The organism is Curtobacterium sp. MCBA15_001, from assembly GCF_001864835.1.
Classification (GTDB): Bacteria; Actinomycetota; Actinomycetes; order Actinomycetales; family Microbacteriaceae; genus Curtobacterium.
This window is the reverse complement of sequence record NZ_MJGI01000006.1, coordinates 93,270-108,935: the sequence shown is the minus strand read 5'-3', so window position 1 is coordinate 108,935 and position 15,666 is coordinate 93,270. Positions and strand designations below refer to the sequence as shown.

General features: G+C 71.6%; 13 protein-coding genes and 1 pseudogene. 8 read left to right on the top strand and 6 right to left on the bottom strand.

Going from position 1 to position 15,666, the window contains the following annotated elements:
* Positions 1-434: pseudogene (locus tag BIU90_RS18585) on the bottom strand (ribonuclease E/G); the annotation flags it as partial.
* Between the two features lie 331 nt (positions 435-765).
* Here BIU90_RS18585 and BIU90_RS03225 point away from each other — a divergent pair.
* The 3 genes from BIU90_RS03225 to BIU90_RS03220 all read left to right on the top strand — a co-directional run bounded on the left by BIU90_RS03225 (position 766) and on the right by BIU90_RS03220 (position 2,821).
* Positions 766-1,365, top strand: coding sequence for a vitamin K epoxide reductase family protein (locus BIU90_RS03225; RefSeq protein ID WP_071298796.1), 600 nt, complete (start codon positions 766-768; stop codon positions 1,363-1,365).
* Positions 1,366-1,507: 142 nt separating this feature from the next.
* Positions 1,508-1,822: a hypothetical protein gene (locus tag BIU90_RS18160; protein ID WP_139195075.1), complete on the top strand. Its 315-nt coding sequence runs from the start codon at positions 1,508-1,510 to the stop codon at positions 1,820-1,822.
* 132 nt (positions 1,823-1,954) lie between these two features.
* A complete protein-coding gene (locus tag BIU90_RS03220; protein ID WP_071298795.1) occupies positions 1,955-2,821 on the top strand; it encodes a thioredoxin domain-containing protein in 867 nt (288 codons plus the stop codon).
* A 415-nt stretch (positions 2,822-3,236) separates the two neighbouring features.
* Here the strand turns inward: BIU90_RS03220 and ndk are convergent, their stop codons facing one another.
* Genes ndk through ileS form a run of 4 tightly spaced genes read right to left on the bottom strand, consistent with a single transcriptional unit; the run spans position 3,237 to position 8,844 of the window.
* A complete protein-coding gene (ndk, locus tag BIU90_RS03215; RefSeq protein WP_071298794.1) occupies positions 3,237-3,656 on the bottom strand; it encodes a nucleoside-diphosphate kinase in 420 nt (139 codons plus the stop codon).
* Positions 3,657-3,689: 33 nt separating this feature from the next.
* On the bottom strand, positions 3,690-4,121 hold the full coding sequence (locus tag BIU90_RS03210; protein WP_071298793.1) for a DUF4233 domain-containing protein: 432 nt from the start codon (positions 4,119-4,121) through the stop codon (positions 3,690-3,692).
* The gene (locus BIU90_RS03205; RefSeq protein WP_083403644.1) at positions 4,118-5,584 is read right to left on the bottom strand and encodes a folylpolyglutamate synthase/dihydrofolate synthase family protein; all 1,467 of its coding nucleotides are present in this window, start codon (positions 5,582-5,584) and stop codon (positions 4,118-4,120) included. Before BIU90_RS03205 ends, BIU90_RS03210 begins: the two co-directional genes overlap by 4 nt.
* A complete protein-coding gene (ileS, locus tag BIU90_RS03200) occupies positions 5,581-8,844 on the bottom strand; it encodes an isoleucine--tRNA ligase (RefSeq protein ID WP_071298792.1) in 3,264 nt (1,087 codons plus the stop codon). Before ileS ends, BIU90_RS03205 begins: the two co-directional genes overlap by 4 nt.
* A gap of 245 nt (positions 8,845-9,089) precedes the next feature.
* Between ileS and BIU90_RS03195 the strand changes: the two genes are divergently transcribed.
* A complete protein-coding gene (locus BIU90_RS03195; protein ID WP_071298791.1) occupies positions 9,090-10,118 on the top strand; it encodes a cation diffusion facilitator family transporter in 1,029 nt (342 codons plus the stop codon).
* An 18-nt stretch (positions 10,119-10,136) separates the two neighbouring features.
* On the opposite strand, the gene BIU90_RS18580 is transcribed toward BIU90_RS03195, so the two are convergent.
* Positions 10,137-10,745, bottom strand: coding sequence for a TetR family transcriptional regulator (locus tag BIU90_RS18580; protein WP_071298790.1), 609 nt, complete (start codon positions 10,743-10,745; stop codon positions 10,137-10,139).
* A gap of 32 nt (positions 10,746-10,777) precedes the next feature.
* On the opposite strand from BIU90_RS18580, the gene BIU90_RS03185 reads away from it, so the two are divergent.
* From BIU90_RS03185 to BIU90_RS18575, 4 genes are all read left to right on the top strand, one after another.
* A complete protein-coding gene (locus tag BIU90_RS03185) occupies positions 10,778-12,424 on the top strand; it encodes an ABC transporter substrate-binding protein (protein ID WP_083403643.1) in 1,647 nt (548 codons plus the stop codon).
* 17 nt (positions 12,425-12,441) lie between these two features.
* A complete protein-coding gene (locus tag BIU90_RS03180; protein ID WP_254786936.1) occupies positions 12,442-13,494 on the top strand; it encodes an ABC transporter permease in 1,053 nt (350 codons plus the stop codon).
* Positions 13,491-14,405 (top strand): ABC transporter permease, encoded by a 915-nt coding sequence (locus BIU90_RS03175; RefSeq protein WP_254786935.1) that lies wholly within the window; start codon positions 13,491-13,493, stop codon positions 14,403-14,405. Before BIU90_RS03180 ends, BIU90_RS03175 begins: the two co-directional genes overlap by 4 nt.
* On the top strand, positions 14,402-15,666 hold a 1,265-nt coding region (locus BIU90_RS18575; protein WP_071298788.1), incomplete at its 3' end, for an ATP-binding cassette domain-containing protein. The genes BIU90_RS03175 and BIU90_RS18575, both read left to right, overlap by 4 nt.

The window sequence follows — 15,666 nt, the reverse complement described above, 5'->3', positions numbered from 1 at the left end:
TCGGCAGCGGGTGCCCCGGCCGGCGTCTCCGTCGCGACCGCTTCGGCATCCGCCTGGTCGACCGTGCCGGACTCGGCCACCGCGGTGGCTTCGGCCTCGGCGACCGCAGCAGCGTCGACGACGGGGACGTCGCCGGTCAGCGTGCTGACGTCGTCGGGCGCGTCGGTCGCCGTCGCGGTGTGGACCTCGACCGACACCGACCCGGTCGCGGGTGCCGCGTCCGCGTCGTGGCCAGCCTGCGGAGCCGCAGTGTCCGCGGACGCCGCCGCGGTGTCATCGGTCCCCGTCTGCGTGGCGTCGGCCGACTCCTGGGAGCCGGTGCGGGCCTCCAGGGTGCCCGCCGACCGTGCGCGGCGACCGCCGAACAGGCGGCCCCGTCGCTTCGGTGCGGCGTCATCGGTGTTCTGGGCGTTGTTCTCGTTCTGCTCCACCATGGACTGGTGCACTCCTCGACCCCGCCCTCACCCCGAGGGGCGGCGGGAACTCATGTAGTTGTGGCGGACGGCTGCGACGCCGCCCACACTCGCTGGTCAGTGACCGTCCGGCGTCGACATGTCGTGCGCCCGGGTCGCGCGGAGCACCCGGCCCCGCTCGGCTCGGCGTCGGTGGTGACGCGTCGTCCGGTCACGGCACGCTCTCACCGTGCCTGATCGTCCGGGCTGGTGCCCGGAAAGCTCTCGATGTCACGCGGGCGGACCCGCCTGACAGACCCATCATCGCACGCGGGACGAGGGAAGGCGCAGAACGCCATGTCATCATGTCGACGTGACCACGACCGCGCCAACCACCCGTCGTCCCGTCGCAGTCGCCGCGCTGCTGCTCGTCACGGGAGTCGTCGCCCTGTACGCGGCCTTCCGGCTGGTGCTCGACGAGTTCGACAAGTACGAGAACCCGAAAGCGGTCCTCAGTTGCGACGTCAATCCGTTCATCAACTGCTCGGACGTGATGACCAGTGCGCAGGGGCACCTGTTCGGCTTCCCGAACCCGCTGCTCGGGCTGATGGGGTTCGTCGCGCCGATCGCCGTCGGGGTCGTGCTGCTGACCGGGACCCGGGCCACGCGCTCGTTCCTGGTCGCGTTCAACGTCGGCGTGTTCCTGGCATGGGTGTTCGTCACGTGGCTGTTCACGCAGACCGTGTGGTCGATCGGCGCGCTCTGCCCGTGGTGCATGCTCGTCTGGGCGATGGTGATCCCGATGTTCTGGCTCTTCACGATCTGGAACACGTCCTGCGGCTCCTTCGGCGCCGGCGCCCAGCGCGTCGGTCGGGCGCTCCTGCCGTTCTGCTGGGCGTTCCCCCTGGCGAACTACCTGTTCATCGCCGTGACGATCCTGATCATGTTCCCGCGGGTGCTCGACTTCATCTGAGTCGTCCCCGAACCTGGCGTTTGTTGCACTTGACATCGATCCTCCCCGGGTCAGCAGAGTTCGTCTCACCCCGGGGGGGGGGTGAGCAGCTGTTGCTCTCGATGCTCCTCCGGACCATCGAAACCAACAGAGGGGGGTGCAGATGAACAAGAAGAGGAACTTCGCACTCGCAGCACTCGGAGGACTGGCGCTGCTCGGGAGCCTGGTCGTTGCGGGTCCAGCCTCGGCTGCCAGCGGTTGCTCGCGCGTGGGCTGGGACAGTGGAACCGGCGTCGCCACGGCGACGTGTCAAGGCATCGGCCAGATGCGGTTCGTAGCGCACTGCAACGGCTACGTCGGATTCCCGTCCTGGACCAAGAAGAGCGCTTGGTTGGCCATCGGCAGCGGTCGGAGCGTGACGTACACGTTCTCGAAGTGCAGCTCGTTCTCGGGCTCCATCAGCTACGAAAGCCTGTAGCTCAGCCACAACGAGCGCGGCGCTGATGCGCCGCGCTCGTTGCGTCAGTTCGGTGACACGTCACCGGACTCCTGGGCTCTTCTCAGCCAGGAGCGCCTGTCGGCGGGGCAGCACCCGTTACGCTCGATCCCGATGAGCGACAACGAGAGCAAGAAGGCCCGCCGGAACGCCGCACGGGAACGTGCCGCGGCCCAGCGCGAGAAGGAGAAGGCCCGCCGGCGCCGCAACCGCACCCTGACGATCAGCGGCATCATCGTCGGTGCCCTCGCGGTCGTCGCCGTCGTGGTGCTGGTGATCGCGAACTCGATCCAGCCCGCAGGCCCCGGTCCGAAGAACATGGCCAGCGACGGCATCGTGCTGCAGGGGCAGAACGGCAAGATCGTCCCCGTGACGACCAAGGGCATCCCCGAGGGTGGCAAGCCGACGGCCACGAAGCAGGACGACTCGGTCGCGAACATCACGCTGTACGAGGACTACATGTGCCCCGTCTGCAACCAGTTCGAGACGGGCAACATGTCCCAGATCAAGAAGTGGGTGCAGGACGGCTCCGCCACGCTGGAGATCCACCCCTTCAACCTGCTCGACCGCTCGTCGCTCGGCTCGAAGTACTCCACGCGCTCCGCCGCCGCGGCCGCCTGCGTCGCGAACTACGACCCGGACGCCTTCCTCGACGTCAACTCGGCCTTCTACGAGAACCAGCCGTCCGAGGGCACGCGCGGCCTGACGAACGACAAGCTCGCCTCGATCGCGAAGGCAGCAGGTGCGACCAACCCGAACGTCCAGTCGTGCATCACCGACCAGAAGTTCGCCGGGTGGGTCGGCGACGCCACCAACCGCGTCTTCACCGAGAAGATCCCGAACTCGTCGCTCGACCGCGTGACCGGCACCCCGACGATCATCGTGAACGGCAAGCAGTACAACGCCGACAACACGAAGGCCTGGAGCGACGCCGACGCGTTCGCCGCGTTCGTCGAGCAGAACGGTGGCACTGCGAAGTAGTCCGCAGCGCCCGACGACGGCCCCCGTGCTCCTGGAGCGCGGGGGCCGTCGTCGTCGGTGCCGGCGTCGCGGCCGCGGCCGCGGCAGCCTGCCGCCTGGGCCGACTGGATCGCACCCCGTCACGCACGTCGCACCCCGTTGTGCGGGGGTGCGATGTCCGCAGCGGGGTGCGAAGCGAGCGAGCCACCCGGCCGTGACCACCTGGAGGCCCGGTGCCGGTCCGTCGGGCCGGTACCGGGCCTCCAGGCGGTCACGGGCACCGCGGCCTCGGCCACCGCGGTGACCGCGCCTTCTGCACAACGGAAAGCACCCCGCACCACGTCCTGACGTGGTGCGGGGTGCTTCCGGTTGTGCGAAGTGCCGGCCGGCTCAGCGGCACGGCCGGCGTGCCCGCCGGCTCAGCGGCGCGGCCGACTCAGGCGAACCAGAGGCCGAGCTCGCGCGCGGCGGACTCGGGGCTGTCCGAGCCGTGCACCAGGTTCTGCTGGACCTTGAGGCCCCAGTCGCGACCCAGGTCACCACGGATGGTGCCCGGCGCGGCCGAGGTCGGGTCGGTGGTGCCGGCGAGCGAGCGGAAGCCCGCGATGGCACCGTTGCCGGCGACGCGCACGGCGACGACCGGGCCGGACTGCATGAACTCCACGAGCGGCTCGAAGAACGGCTTGCCCTGGTGCTCCTCGTAGTGCGCGTCGAGCAGGTCACGCGGCGCGGTGAGCATCTTGAGGTCGACGATCTCGTAGCCCTTCGCCTCGATCCGGGCGAGGATCTGGCCGGTGAGCGATCGTGCGACGCCGTCGGGCTTGACGAGGACGAGGGTCTCTTCGAAGTCGGACACGCAGTACTCCCTGAGGTTCGGGGGTGGATGTGGTCAGTCGCCGACAGCGGCTCGGCGGGCGGCGTTCTGACGGTCGAGCTGACCGCCCTTGACGAAGCAGAACACCCACAGCGCCAGGAACACCAGGCCCACCACGAACATGAACGGCTCGATGAAGCCGGTGGCGAGGATGGCCGCCTGCAGCAGCCACCCGAACCCTACACCGGCCCGTGTCCCCGTCAGCCGCGACGCCAGGGCGAGCACGACGATCGCGGCCAGGCCGCCGCCGAAGGCCACCGCGGGCGGCAGCGTGTGCTTGCCGAACACGACGAGCATCGGGAAGAAGAACATGATCGCCTCGAGCACGAGCGTGATCGAGGTCAGGCTCTCGCGAGCACCGCGCTCACGTCGGGGCCGGCGGGTCCGCGGCGCGCGTCCCGGTCGCTCCGGCTGCTCCGGCCTGGAGGCCCCTGGTGCGTCCGTCACTTCGACTCCTGTTCCGTGTGCACCAGGTCCATGACCGCGCCCACCATCACGATGGAGCCGGCGACCAGCACCATGGCGTCCTCGGCCTCGGCCTCGTCCGCCAGGTCCCGCGCTTCCGACAGGGCCTGCGCGAGCGAGGGCTCGACCACCACGCGGTCGTTGCCGACCTCGTCGACGACCACCCGGGCGAACTCGTCGGCGTCGAGCGCACGCTCCCCCGGCGGCTGCGTGACCACGAAGGTCGCGACCGTGTCCTTGAGCGCACGGACGAACCCGCGCGCGTCCTTGTCCGCGAGGATGCCGACCACGCCCACGACGTGCCCGGACGGGAACGCGACGGGCAGCGCCTCGGCAAGGGCCTGCGCCCCGTGCGGGTTGTGCGCGGCGTCGACGACGATGGTGGGGTCCTGCGCGATGGGTTGCAGGCGCCCCGGGCTGGTCGTGCCCGCGAGCCCCTCGGACAGCACGTCCGCGTCGAGCGGCTGCGTGCCTCGGCCGAGGAACGACTCCACCGCGGCGATCGCGACGGCGGCGTTGTGGGCCTGGTGCACGCCGAACAGCGGCAGGAACAGGTCGTCGTAGCGGCCGGCGACACCCTGCACGGTGATGAGCTGCCCGCCGACGGCCGGCGTCACGTCGACGACGTCGAACCCAGTGCCCTCGACCGCGAGGGTCGACTCCGTCAGTTCGGCGGCGCGCTCGAGTTCGGCGAGTGCCTCGGGGACCTGTGCGCTCGACACGACGGCTGACGACGGCTTGATGATCCCGGACTTCGTGCGGGCGATCTCGGCGACGGTGTTGCCGAGCTGCTTCGCGTGGTCGATCGCGATCGGCGTGAACACCTGGACCTGGCTCTGCACGACGTTCGTGGAGTCCCACTCCCCGCCCATGCCGACCTCGATCACGGCGACGTCGACCGGCGCCTCGGCGAAGCACGCCAGCGCCAGGACGGTGAGGGCCTCGAAGAACGTCAGCGGGAGCTCGCCCTTGTCGGTGAGTTCCTGGTCGGTCATCGCGAGGATCGGCACGATGTCGTCCCAGTTCTCCACGAACCGGTCCGCGGCGATCGGAGCGCCGTCGATGACGATGCGCTCGCGGATCGACACCAGGTGCGGGCTGGTCATGAGCCCGGTGCGCAGACCGTGGGCCCGGATGATGCTCTCGGTCATCCGTGCGGTCGAGGTCTTGCCGTTCGTGCCGGTCAGGTGGATCACCGGGTACGCCAGGTGCGGGTCGCCGAGGAGCTCGACAGCGCGCCGGGTGGCGGTCAGGCGGTGCTCGGGTGCCTGCTCGCCGATGCGGGCGTACAGGGCGGCCTCGACGCGCCGCACCTGCTCGTCGTCCGCGCCGAACGGCACGGCCTCGATCGGGTCGGTGTCGGCGGGCGGGCCGACCGGGATCGCGATGCCGTCCTCGTCGAACGGACCGTCGTGCTGGTCGTCGTACCGGTTGTCGTCGCTCATGCGCGCGCCACCTCCACGGACACCTTCGCCGTGTCGCCCACGGCGGTGCCCTCGTCCTTGCCGAACGTCGTCGGGACCACCAGGACCTGCGTCGCCAGGGTCTCCCCCGCGATGAGCTCCTGGTGGGTGCGGACCGCGTCGATCGCGGTCTCGTCGGCCCCGAGCGTCAGCACGATGCGGTCGCTGACGTCCAGGTCGGCGTCGCGACGGGCCTGCTGCACGGCGCGGACGACGTCGCGGGCGAGTCCCTCGGCCTCGAGTTCGGGCGTGGTCTCGGTGTCGAGCACCACGAACCCGCCGCCGTCCAGGAAGGCCACGGCGGTGGCGGCGTCGGCGACGGTGAGGTCGAGCGTGTACTCGCCCTCGACCAGATCGACACCGCCGACGGTCACGCCGGTCTCCGTCGCGACCCAGTCGCCCTGCTTGGCGGCCGGGATCACCTGCTGCACCTGCTTGCCGATGCGGGGACCGGCGGCGCGGGCGTTCACGGTGAGCTTGCGCTCGATGCCGTACTGCGCCAGCGACTCCTCGGCCTGCTGCTCGAGGACGACCTGCTTGACGTTGAGCTCGTCGCGCAGGATGTCGGCGAACGGTTCGACAGCGGCGGTGTCCGGCACGACCAGCGTCAGCGTCGCGAGGGGCAGTCGGACGCGTCGGCTGGTGGCCTTGCGCAGCGCGAGTCCCTTCGAGGCGACATCGCGCACGCGGTCCATGGCGTCGACGAGGGCGTCGTCCGCAGGGAACTCGTCCGCCTCGGGCCAGTCGGTCAGGTGCACGCTCCGGCCACCGGTCAGGCCCTTCCAGACCGACTCCGCGACGAGCGGGGCCAGCGGTGCGGACACCCGGGCCAGGGTCTCGAGCACGGTGTACAGCGTGTCGAACGCGGCCTTCGCCGAGTCGCTCGACGCGGCGCCGAGCCAGAACTTGTCGCGGGACCGGCGGACGTACCAGTTCGTGAGCACGTCGGCGAAGTCCCGGATGGCCTGGGCCGCGAGCGGGGTGTCGAGCGCGTCGAGGTGCTTCGTGACGTCCTCGACCATCACGCGGGTCTTCGCGAGCAGGTACCGGTCGAGCACGTCGGTGCTCGCGGTGCTGCGCGACGCCTGGTAGCCGTCGTCGTCCGACGCGTTCGCGTACAGGGTGAAGAAGTAGTACGTCGACCAGAGCGGCAGCAGGAACTCGCGGACACCCTGGCGGATGCCCTCTTCGGTGACGACGAGGTTGCCGCCGCGGATCACCGACGACGACATCAGGAACCAGCGCATCGCGTCGGCGCCGTCCCGGTCGAAGACCTCGGACACGTCCGGGTAGTTCCGCAGGCTCTTGGACATCTTCTGCCCGTCGGAGCCGAGCACGATGCCGTGGCTGACGACGTTCGTGTACGCCGGGCGGTCGAACAGCGCCGTGGACAGCGCGTGCATGACGTAGAACCAGCCGCGGGTCTGCCCGATGTACTCGACGATGAAGTCGGCCGGGTTGTGGGTGTCGAACCACTCCCGGTTCTCGAACGGGTAGTGCACCTGCGCGTACGGCATCGAGCCGGAGTCGAACCACACGTCGAACACGTCGGTGATGCGGCGCATCGTCGACCGTCCGGTGGGGTCGTCCGGGTTCGGGCGGGTGAGCTCGTCGATGAACGGGCGGTGCAGGTCGACCTCGCCGTCCGCGTTGACGGGCAGCCGGCCGAAGTCACGCTCGATCTCCTCGAGCGAGCCGTAGACGTCCTGCCGCGGGTACTCGGCGTCGTCGGACACCCACACCGGGATCGGCGTGCCGAAGTACCGGTTGCGCGACACCGACCAGTCGATGGCGTTGCCGACCCACTTGCCGAACTGGCCGTCCTTGACGTTGTCCGGCACCCAGTTGATGTCCTGGTTGAGCTCGCCCATGCGGTCGCGGAACTCTGTGACGCGGACGAACCACGACGAGACGGCCTTGTAGATGAGCGGCTTGCGGCAGCGCCAGCAGTGCGGGTAGCTGTGCTCGTAGGACGCCTGGCGCAGCAGCCGTCCGGCGTCGCGCACGGCCTTGGTGAGCGGCTTGTTCGCGTCGGACCACAGCATGCCTGCGACGTCGCCGAACTGCGCGGTGAAGCGGCCGCCCTCGTCGAGGGAGAGCACCACGGGAATGCCCGCGGCCTCGCACACCTGCTGGTCGTCGGCGCCGTAGGCCGGAGCCTGGTGCACGATGCCGGTGCCCTCACCGGTCTCGACGTACTCGGCGACCAGGATCCGCCACGCGTCCTCGTAGCCGTCCTGCTCGGCGAGGAAGTCGAAGAGGCGCTCGTACGCGACGCCGTCGAGTTCGCTGCCCTGCAGCGTCCGGACGACTGCGTCAGCCGCGTCCGCAGGCGACTCGTAGCCGAGGTCCTTCGCGTAGGCGGCCACGGTGTCGGACGCGAGGAGGTACGAGACGGAACCGGCGTCGGCACCGTCAGCCGAGCCTCCCGGACCGGCCGGCAGGACCGCGTACGCGATCGCCGGACCGACGGCGAGCGCCGCGTTCGTGGGGAGCGTCCACGGGGTCGTCGTCCAGGCGAGCGCCCGGACGCCGGTCAGGCCGAGCTCGGTCGCGCGGTCGCCGCGGAGCGGGAAGGACACCGTGACCGACTGGTCCTGGCGCATCTGGTAGACGTCGTCGTCCATCCGCAGCTCGTGGTTCGACAGCGGGGTCTGGTCGTTCCAGCAGTACGGCAGGACCCGGAAGCCCTCGTAGGCCAGGCCCTTGTCCCACAGCTGCTTCCACGCCCACAGGACGCTCTCCATGTAGGTGACGTCGAGGGTCTTGTAGTCGTCCTCGAAGTCGACCCAGCGCGCCTGCCGTGTGACGTACTGCTGCCACTCGTCGGTGTACTGCAGCACGGACCGCTTGGCGGCCGCGTTGAAGACGTCGACGCCCATCTCGTCGATCTCGTGCTTCTCGGTGATGCCGAGCTGGCGCATCGCCTCGAGTTCGGCGGGGAGCCCGTGCGTGTCCCAGCCGAAGCGACGGTGCACCTGCTTGCCGCGCATGGTCTGGTAGCGCGGGAAGACGTCCTTGGCGTACCCGGTCAGCAGGTGCCCGTAGTGCGGCAGGCCGTTGGCGAACGGCGGGCCGTCGTAGAAGACCCACTCGTCGCAGCCCTGTCGCGCGTCGATGGACGCCTGGAAGGTGCGGTCGCCCTTCCAGAAGGCGAGGATGCCCTGCTCGAGCGCGGGGAAGGAGGGCGACGGGGTGACGCCGGCTGCGGCGTCGTCGTCACGATCGAGGGGGTAGCGCACCGTGGGCTCCTGTGGGTTGCCGGTTCAGGACCACGAGGACGGAGCCTGCGCTCCGCGGTACCACCTCGCTTGCCGGCGTCTTGCGTGCCGGCCGCTCGTCGTCGGGGTGATGACGGTCCCGAACCCGTCCGGTTCTACTGACGGGCCGCTTCGTGTGCGACCCGCGTTCTTCCGGAGGCTCCCCGGTGATGGCCGGATCGATGCCTGTTGGTCCCGAGTCTACCCAACGAGTGCATGCTGGAGGAATGCCCTCGTCAGAACAGCAGGACCGCCCGGAGTCCCTGCTCACCGTCGTGATCGCCTTCGCGGCCAACCTGCTCGTCGCGATCGCGAAGACCGTGGCCTCGATGCTGACCGGGTCGGCGTCGATGGTGGCCGAGGCGGCGCACTCGTGGGCGGACACCGGGAACGAGGTGTTCCTGCTCGTGGCTGAGCGCCGCGGGGCACGCAAGCGCGACGCCGCACACCCGCTCGGGTACGGCCGCGAGACCTACATCTGGTCGATGTTCGCGGCGTTCGGGCTGTTCACCGCGGGTGCCATCGTGTCGATCTACCACGGCATCACCCAGCTGGGCGAGACCGGCCCCGCCGAGGACGTCGTGCTCAACTACGTCGTGCTCGGGATCGCGTTCCTGCTCGAGGGCACGAGCTTCCTGCAGGCCTACCGTCAGGCGCACGGTGCCGCGACGAAGCGCCGCGTGCCGGTCCTGCGCCACGTGCTGCAGTCGTCGAACCCGACGCTCCGCGCGGTGTTCGCCGAGGACGCCGCCGCGCTCGTCGGGCTGGTCATCGCCTTCCTCGGGGTGTTCCTGCACCAGGTCACCGGACTCGCCGTCTTCGACGCGGTCGGGTCGATCGCGGTCGGCGTGCTGCTCGGTGTGGTCGCGATCGTGCTCATCGACCGCAACCGGCGGTTCCTGCTCGGCGAGAGCACGTCGCCTGAACTCGAGAACGCGGTGCTCGTCGAACTGCTGCGGCGGGAGCAGATCGAGCGGGTGACCTACCTGCACCTGGAGTTCGTCGGGCCGTCGCGGGTGTACCTCGTCGCTGCCGTCGACCTGCTCGGCAACGAGGACGAGTCGCACGTGGCCGTCCGGCTGCGCGCGGTCGAGCGGTCGCTCGAGGACAGCCAGTACATCGAGGAGGCGGTCCTCACGCTGAGCCTGCCGGACGACGCCTCCCTCGAACCGACTTCGGGCGAGGTGCCGTCGACGGTGCGGGACGGCACGGTCGAGGACGTGGCCGCCGGCGGCGCGGGGACGCTGCGGGCGTAGCGCGCGGAGAACCCTGCGCTACCCGCGCTCCTCCGCGTCGAGCCCTGCCGCCACCGGGGTCAGCGCGGCGCCGACGTACTCGACGAGCGGACGCCGCGAGACCCCGTCCGTCACCCACACCCCGAACGCCGCGGCCGCCGCTCCGAGCATCGCCCCAGCGACCGTCTGCGGCCAGAGCGACCCGACGTACTCCCCCGTGCGCCGGGCCACGAACGCCGCCACCGTCGTGTGCTGTGCCGTCACCCGTGCGGCGACGCTCGCGACGAGCTCCGCCCCGATGCCCATCACCTCGGCCTGCGCGATCGCCCAGGGCACCCGGTCCGGGTCGTGCGCCCGGGCCGCGGCGAGCAGGGCGTCCTCGACCGCGCGGACGACCGAGTGCTCCGTCGAGGCCGCCAGCAGCTGCGGGAGCGCCCCGACCGCGGCGTCGAGCTCGAGCCACATCACGTCGGACTTGGCGGGGAAGTAGTTGAAGAACGTCGCACGGCTCACCCCGGCCCGGGCGGCGATCTGGTCCACCGTGGTCCGCGCGTAGCCCTGCTCGAGGAAGAGCTCAGCGGCAGCGTCCGCCAGCACCTCGGCGCTCGAGCGGCGCGGTCGTCCCCCGCGGCGGATCGGTTCGTCCATGGCCTCCAGTAAACCGCTAGACTCGGTCAGCCATGATCTTGGACCCAGTACAGAAACGCCGCGTGCGCATCACCAGCAGCCGCGCCGCCGGCAGCATCGCCGGGGCCACCGCGCTCCTCCTCGCCCTCACTGCCTGCACCGGCGGCGGCACGGCCACGTCGAACAGCACGCCGGTCTCCGGCGGCACCCTGACCTACGCCTCGGGCGACGCCGAGCCCACCTGCCTCGACCCGCACGTCGGCGGCAACTACCCGCAGGCGCTGCTGTCGACGCAGTACATCGAGGAACTCGTCGGACTGCAGGACGGCAAGCCCACGCCGTCCCTCGCGACGAAGTGGACCACGAGCGACGACGGGAAGACCCTGACGTTCACGCTGCGCGACGACGTCACCTTCACCGACGGCACCCCGTTCGACGCGGCCGCCGTGGTGGCGAACATCGAACACGTCCAGGACCCAGCCACCGCGTCGAGCACGGGGTACCTCGCCCTGCAGTCCATCGCGAAGGCCACCGCGACGGACGACACCACCGTCACGCTGTCCCTGAGCCGCCCGGACAGCGCCCTGCTCGAGTCGTTCTCGCAGCCGTGGGTCGGCATGGAGTCCCCGAAGGCCCTCCAGCGCGCCCAGGCCGTCAACTGCGAGTCCCCCGTCGGCACCGGCCCGTTCCGGATCACGGACTGGAAGCACGGCGACCGCGTCACCCTGACGAAGAACACCGACTACTGGGGCAGCACGAAGCCGCGCCTGTCCGGCATCACCTGGCGCTTCCTGCCCGACTCGACCTCACGCTACGCAGCACTGCAGTCCGGCCAGGTCGACGTCATCGACAACGCGCAGCCCGACCAGCTGAAGGCCGCGTCCGCGAAGGGCACGATCCGCGACCTCGACGCACCCCGTCCGGGCGCGTCGAACCGCCTCGAGCTGAACTCCGGCCACGGGGTCTTCCGCGACGAGGCAGTCCGCAAGGCCTTCATCGCCGGCGCCGAGATCGACCCCGGCATCCAGTCGCTGTTCCTCGGCACGGCGAAGCGTTCGTACTCGCTGCTGTCCAGCGTGGAACCGTTCGGGTACTCCGACGAGTCACTGTTCCGGTACAGCCCGTCGACCGCGAAGCAGCTGCTCGACGACGCCGGCTGGAAGGTCGGCGCGGACGGGATCAGGACGAAGGACGGCCAGCAGCTGACGGTGACGTTCCCGGTCTCGACGAACCAGTCGGTCCCCGCCGAGCGCAGCCTGTTCCAGCAGATCCAAGCGTCCGAAGCCGCGGTCGGCATCAAGGTCCAGCTCGAGGAACTCGACCTGTCCAGCTGGTACGCGGCCCTCGCGAAGAACCAGTACGACGTCGTCAGCGCGCCGTACACCAAGGTCGGCGCCGACGTGCTCCGCATCCTCTACGACAGCGCCAGCATCACCCCGGCACCGTCGGGCTACTTCGCGAACCTCGCACAGCTGGACGACCCACAGGTGGATGCCCTGCTGCAGCGGGCCGCGCAGACCTCGGACAGCAGCACGCGCGGCGACCTCTACGAGCAGGCTCAGCAGCGCATCCTCGAGTCCCGCACGGTACTGCCGCTCTACGACCAGCAGAACCACTTCCTGTACCGCTCGTCGGTGCACGGCATCCAGACCACGGCCGTCTCGACGCCGTGGTTCGGCACGGCCTGGATCGACCGCTGACGCCCAGCGCACCCAGGATGCCCAGCACGGCCAGGAGGCCCGGCCTGACCCCGAAGCGCACCCGGCGGTCCGCCGGGTGGTCCGGCTGGGCGCTGTGGGGCCTCCGCCGTGCGGCCGGCGGCGTCGGGGTGCTCTGGGCCGTCGCGACGATCGTCTTCGTCGCGATCCGGCTCATCCCCGGTGACCCCGCGCTGGCGGTGCTCGGCGGTCCGGGCTCGCAGGCCTCCCCCGAGGCCGTGGCGCAGGTGCGACAGGACTACGGCTTCGACCGACCCGTCGTGGTGCAGTACGCGGTGTTCCTCGGCCGCCTGGCGTCCGGGCAGCTCGGCGACTCGTACGCCTTCCGCACGCCGGTCGCCACACTCCTGGCGCAGCAGCTCCCCGTCACGCTGACCCTGGCGGTCGCCGGGCTCGTCGTGGCCTGGGCCCTCGCCCTGGTCGCCGCGTGGTGGTCGACGCAGCGCGGACGCATCGCCGCCGCCCTGACCTCGGGGCTGAGCGTGACGGCGAGCGTGATGCCGCACTTCTGGCTCGGCAGCGTGCTCATCGTCGTGTTCGCCAGTGCGCTCGGCTGGGTACCGGCGGTCAGCGACGGGACCGTCCGCGGCTGGGTCCTGCCGGTGCTCACCGTCGCGGTCCCGGTCGCCGGGTACCTGGCCGAGACCGTCCGCGACGGCGTGGTCGACGCCCAGCGCTCCGCGTTCGCCCTGGCCGCCCGGGGTCGTGGGGAGAGCCGCGCGGGCCTGTTCGGACGGCATCTGCTGCGCCACGCGGCACTCCCCGGGATCGCCCTGTCCGCCTGGGCCTTCGGGTCGCTGGTGTCCGGGGCCGTCGTCGTCGAGTCGGTCTTCGCGCTGCCCGGCATCGGACGTGCCCTGGTCAGCGCGGTCACGCAGCGGGACATGCCCCTCGTCGCCGGGATCGCGCTCGTGTCGGCGGCGGCGTACGTGGTCGTGCTCGCGGTCGCCGACCTCGTCGAACGCCTGGTCGATCCCCGTCCGACCCGGCGCACGGGCCCGCGCCGGACGCGACCGCGGCTCCGGACCGCACCCGGGACGGACGCACGATGAGCGGGATCGCCGAGCCGAGCCTCCCGGCCGGACGCGACCGGACCGGACCCGACGGGACCGGACCCGACGGGACCGGACGCGACGGCACCGGACGCAGCATGCGCCGCCGCAACCCGCTCGGGGTCGCCGGGACGATCGCTGCGGGCGTCGTGGCGCTCGCCGTCGTCGCCGCGGTCTGGCCGTCCCTGCTGGGCGGCGGGTCGCCGCTCACCGTGCACCCGGCACAGGCGCTGCAGGCACCGAGCTGGGCGGCCCCCTTCGGCACCGACGAGTCCGGCCGCGACGTCCTGGGTCGTGTCGTCGCCGGGACCCGCGTGAGCCTGCTCGTCGGCGTCGTCGCGACCCTGGTCGGCGGGGGCGTCGGCGTGGTGCTCGGGGTGGTGGCCGGCCTCGGCGGACGGGACCTCGACGCCGTGGTCGGCCGCGTGACCGAGGTCGCCTTCGCCCTGCCGCTGCTGCTCGTCGCGCTCGTCGTCATCGCCGTCACCGGCCCGGGCCCCGTGCCGGCGATGCTGGCCGTCGGGTTCGCGACCGCCCCCGGCTACGCCCGCATCGTCCGCGGGCTGGTGCGGGCCGCGCAGTCGTCGCAGGTCGTCGAGACCGCGGTGCTGCAGGGACGGTCGCGGACGCGCATCCTGGTCCGCCACGTGCTGCCGGCCGCGCTCTGGCCGGTCGTGGCGGTCGGGACGCTCGGCGTCGGGCAGGCGATCGTGTGGGCCTCCGCCCTCAGCTACCTCGGCGTCGGGACACCGCCGCCCGCACCGGAATGGGGCGCCATGCTGGCCGACGGCCGGACCTACCTGCAGACAGCACCGTGGATGAGCACGTTCCCGGGCCTGGCCATCGTGGCGCTCGCGACCGCGGTGACCGTGCTCGGCCGTGCGCTCCGCCGCACCGGAGCCCTCCGGTGAGCGCCGCACTCCGCGTCCGCGGCCTCCACGTCGCGATCGGCGGCTCCCCCGTCGTCACCGACGTCGACCTGCACGTCGACCCCGGCGAGTGCGTCGCCCTGGTCGGCGCGTCCGGCTCCGGCAAGACCGTGACGGTCCGCGCGCTGCTCGGGCTCTCGGCGGCGGGTTCGACGGTGCGCGCCGACGAGCTCGACGTCGCGGGCCTGGACGTCCGTGCGTTCTCCGAGCGGCGGTGGCGTTCGGTGCGCGGCGCCCGGGTCGGCTACGTCGGCCAGGAGGCCCTGGGCGCGTTGGACCCGCTGCGACCGGTCGGGCGCGAGGTCGACGACGTCCTGCGCCTGCACACCGAGAGCACCGCACGTGAGCGCGTGGACGCCGTGCGCTCCGCGCTCGCCGACGTCGGGCTCGACCCGTCGATCGCGACCGACGGACGCCTGGCGGGGACGCTCTCCGGAGGGATGCGGCAGCGCGCGCTCATCGCCGCCGCGACCATCGGTGCGCCGGCCCTGGTCGTGGCCGACGAACCGACCACGGCGCTCGACGCCGGAGTCGCCGTCCGGGTGATGGAGCAGCTGCGCCGGGCACAGGAGCGCGGCGCGGGGCTGCTCGTCGTGACGCACGACCTGGGGCTGGTCGCGGGGTGGGCGGACCGCGTCGTGGTGATGGACGGCGGGCGGATGGTCGAGCAGGGCACGGTCGACCGGGTCCTGCGCGCGCCGGAGCACCCCGTGACGCGGGCGCTCGTCGCTGCCGCGGGTGTCGGCGCCGCTGCCGCGAACGGCGCGACGACCCCGCACGGTGCGCGGGGCGGCACGGTGCTCGATGCCGACGGGCTCCGGAAGGCCTACGAAGGCGTCGAGGTCGTCGCCGGGGTGTCCTTCGGCCTCGAGCCCGGACGGGCGCTCGGCGTCGTCGGGGCCTCCGGCTCAGGCAAGACGACCCTCGCCCGGATGCTGCTCGGCCTCGCGACGCCCGACGACGGCACGGTGACGCTCGACGGCGCTGCCTGGGCGCCACTGCCCGAGCGCGACCGACGCGCACGCCGACGCCGCATCGCCGCCGTCGTGCAGGACCCCGGCGCGACCTTCGACGAGCGGTGGAGCGTCGAGCGGGTCCTCGTCGACGCGCTGACGGACGGCGACGCCCGACATGCGACGGGTCCCCTCGTGACGCAGGTCGACGCAGCCCTGCGGCAGGTCGGTCTCGACCCTGCGCTGCGACCGCGGTCGCCCCTGACCCTGTCCGGCGGGCAGCGCCAGCG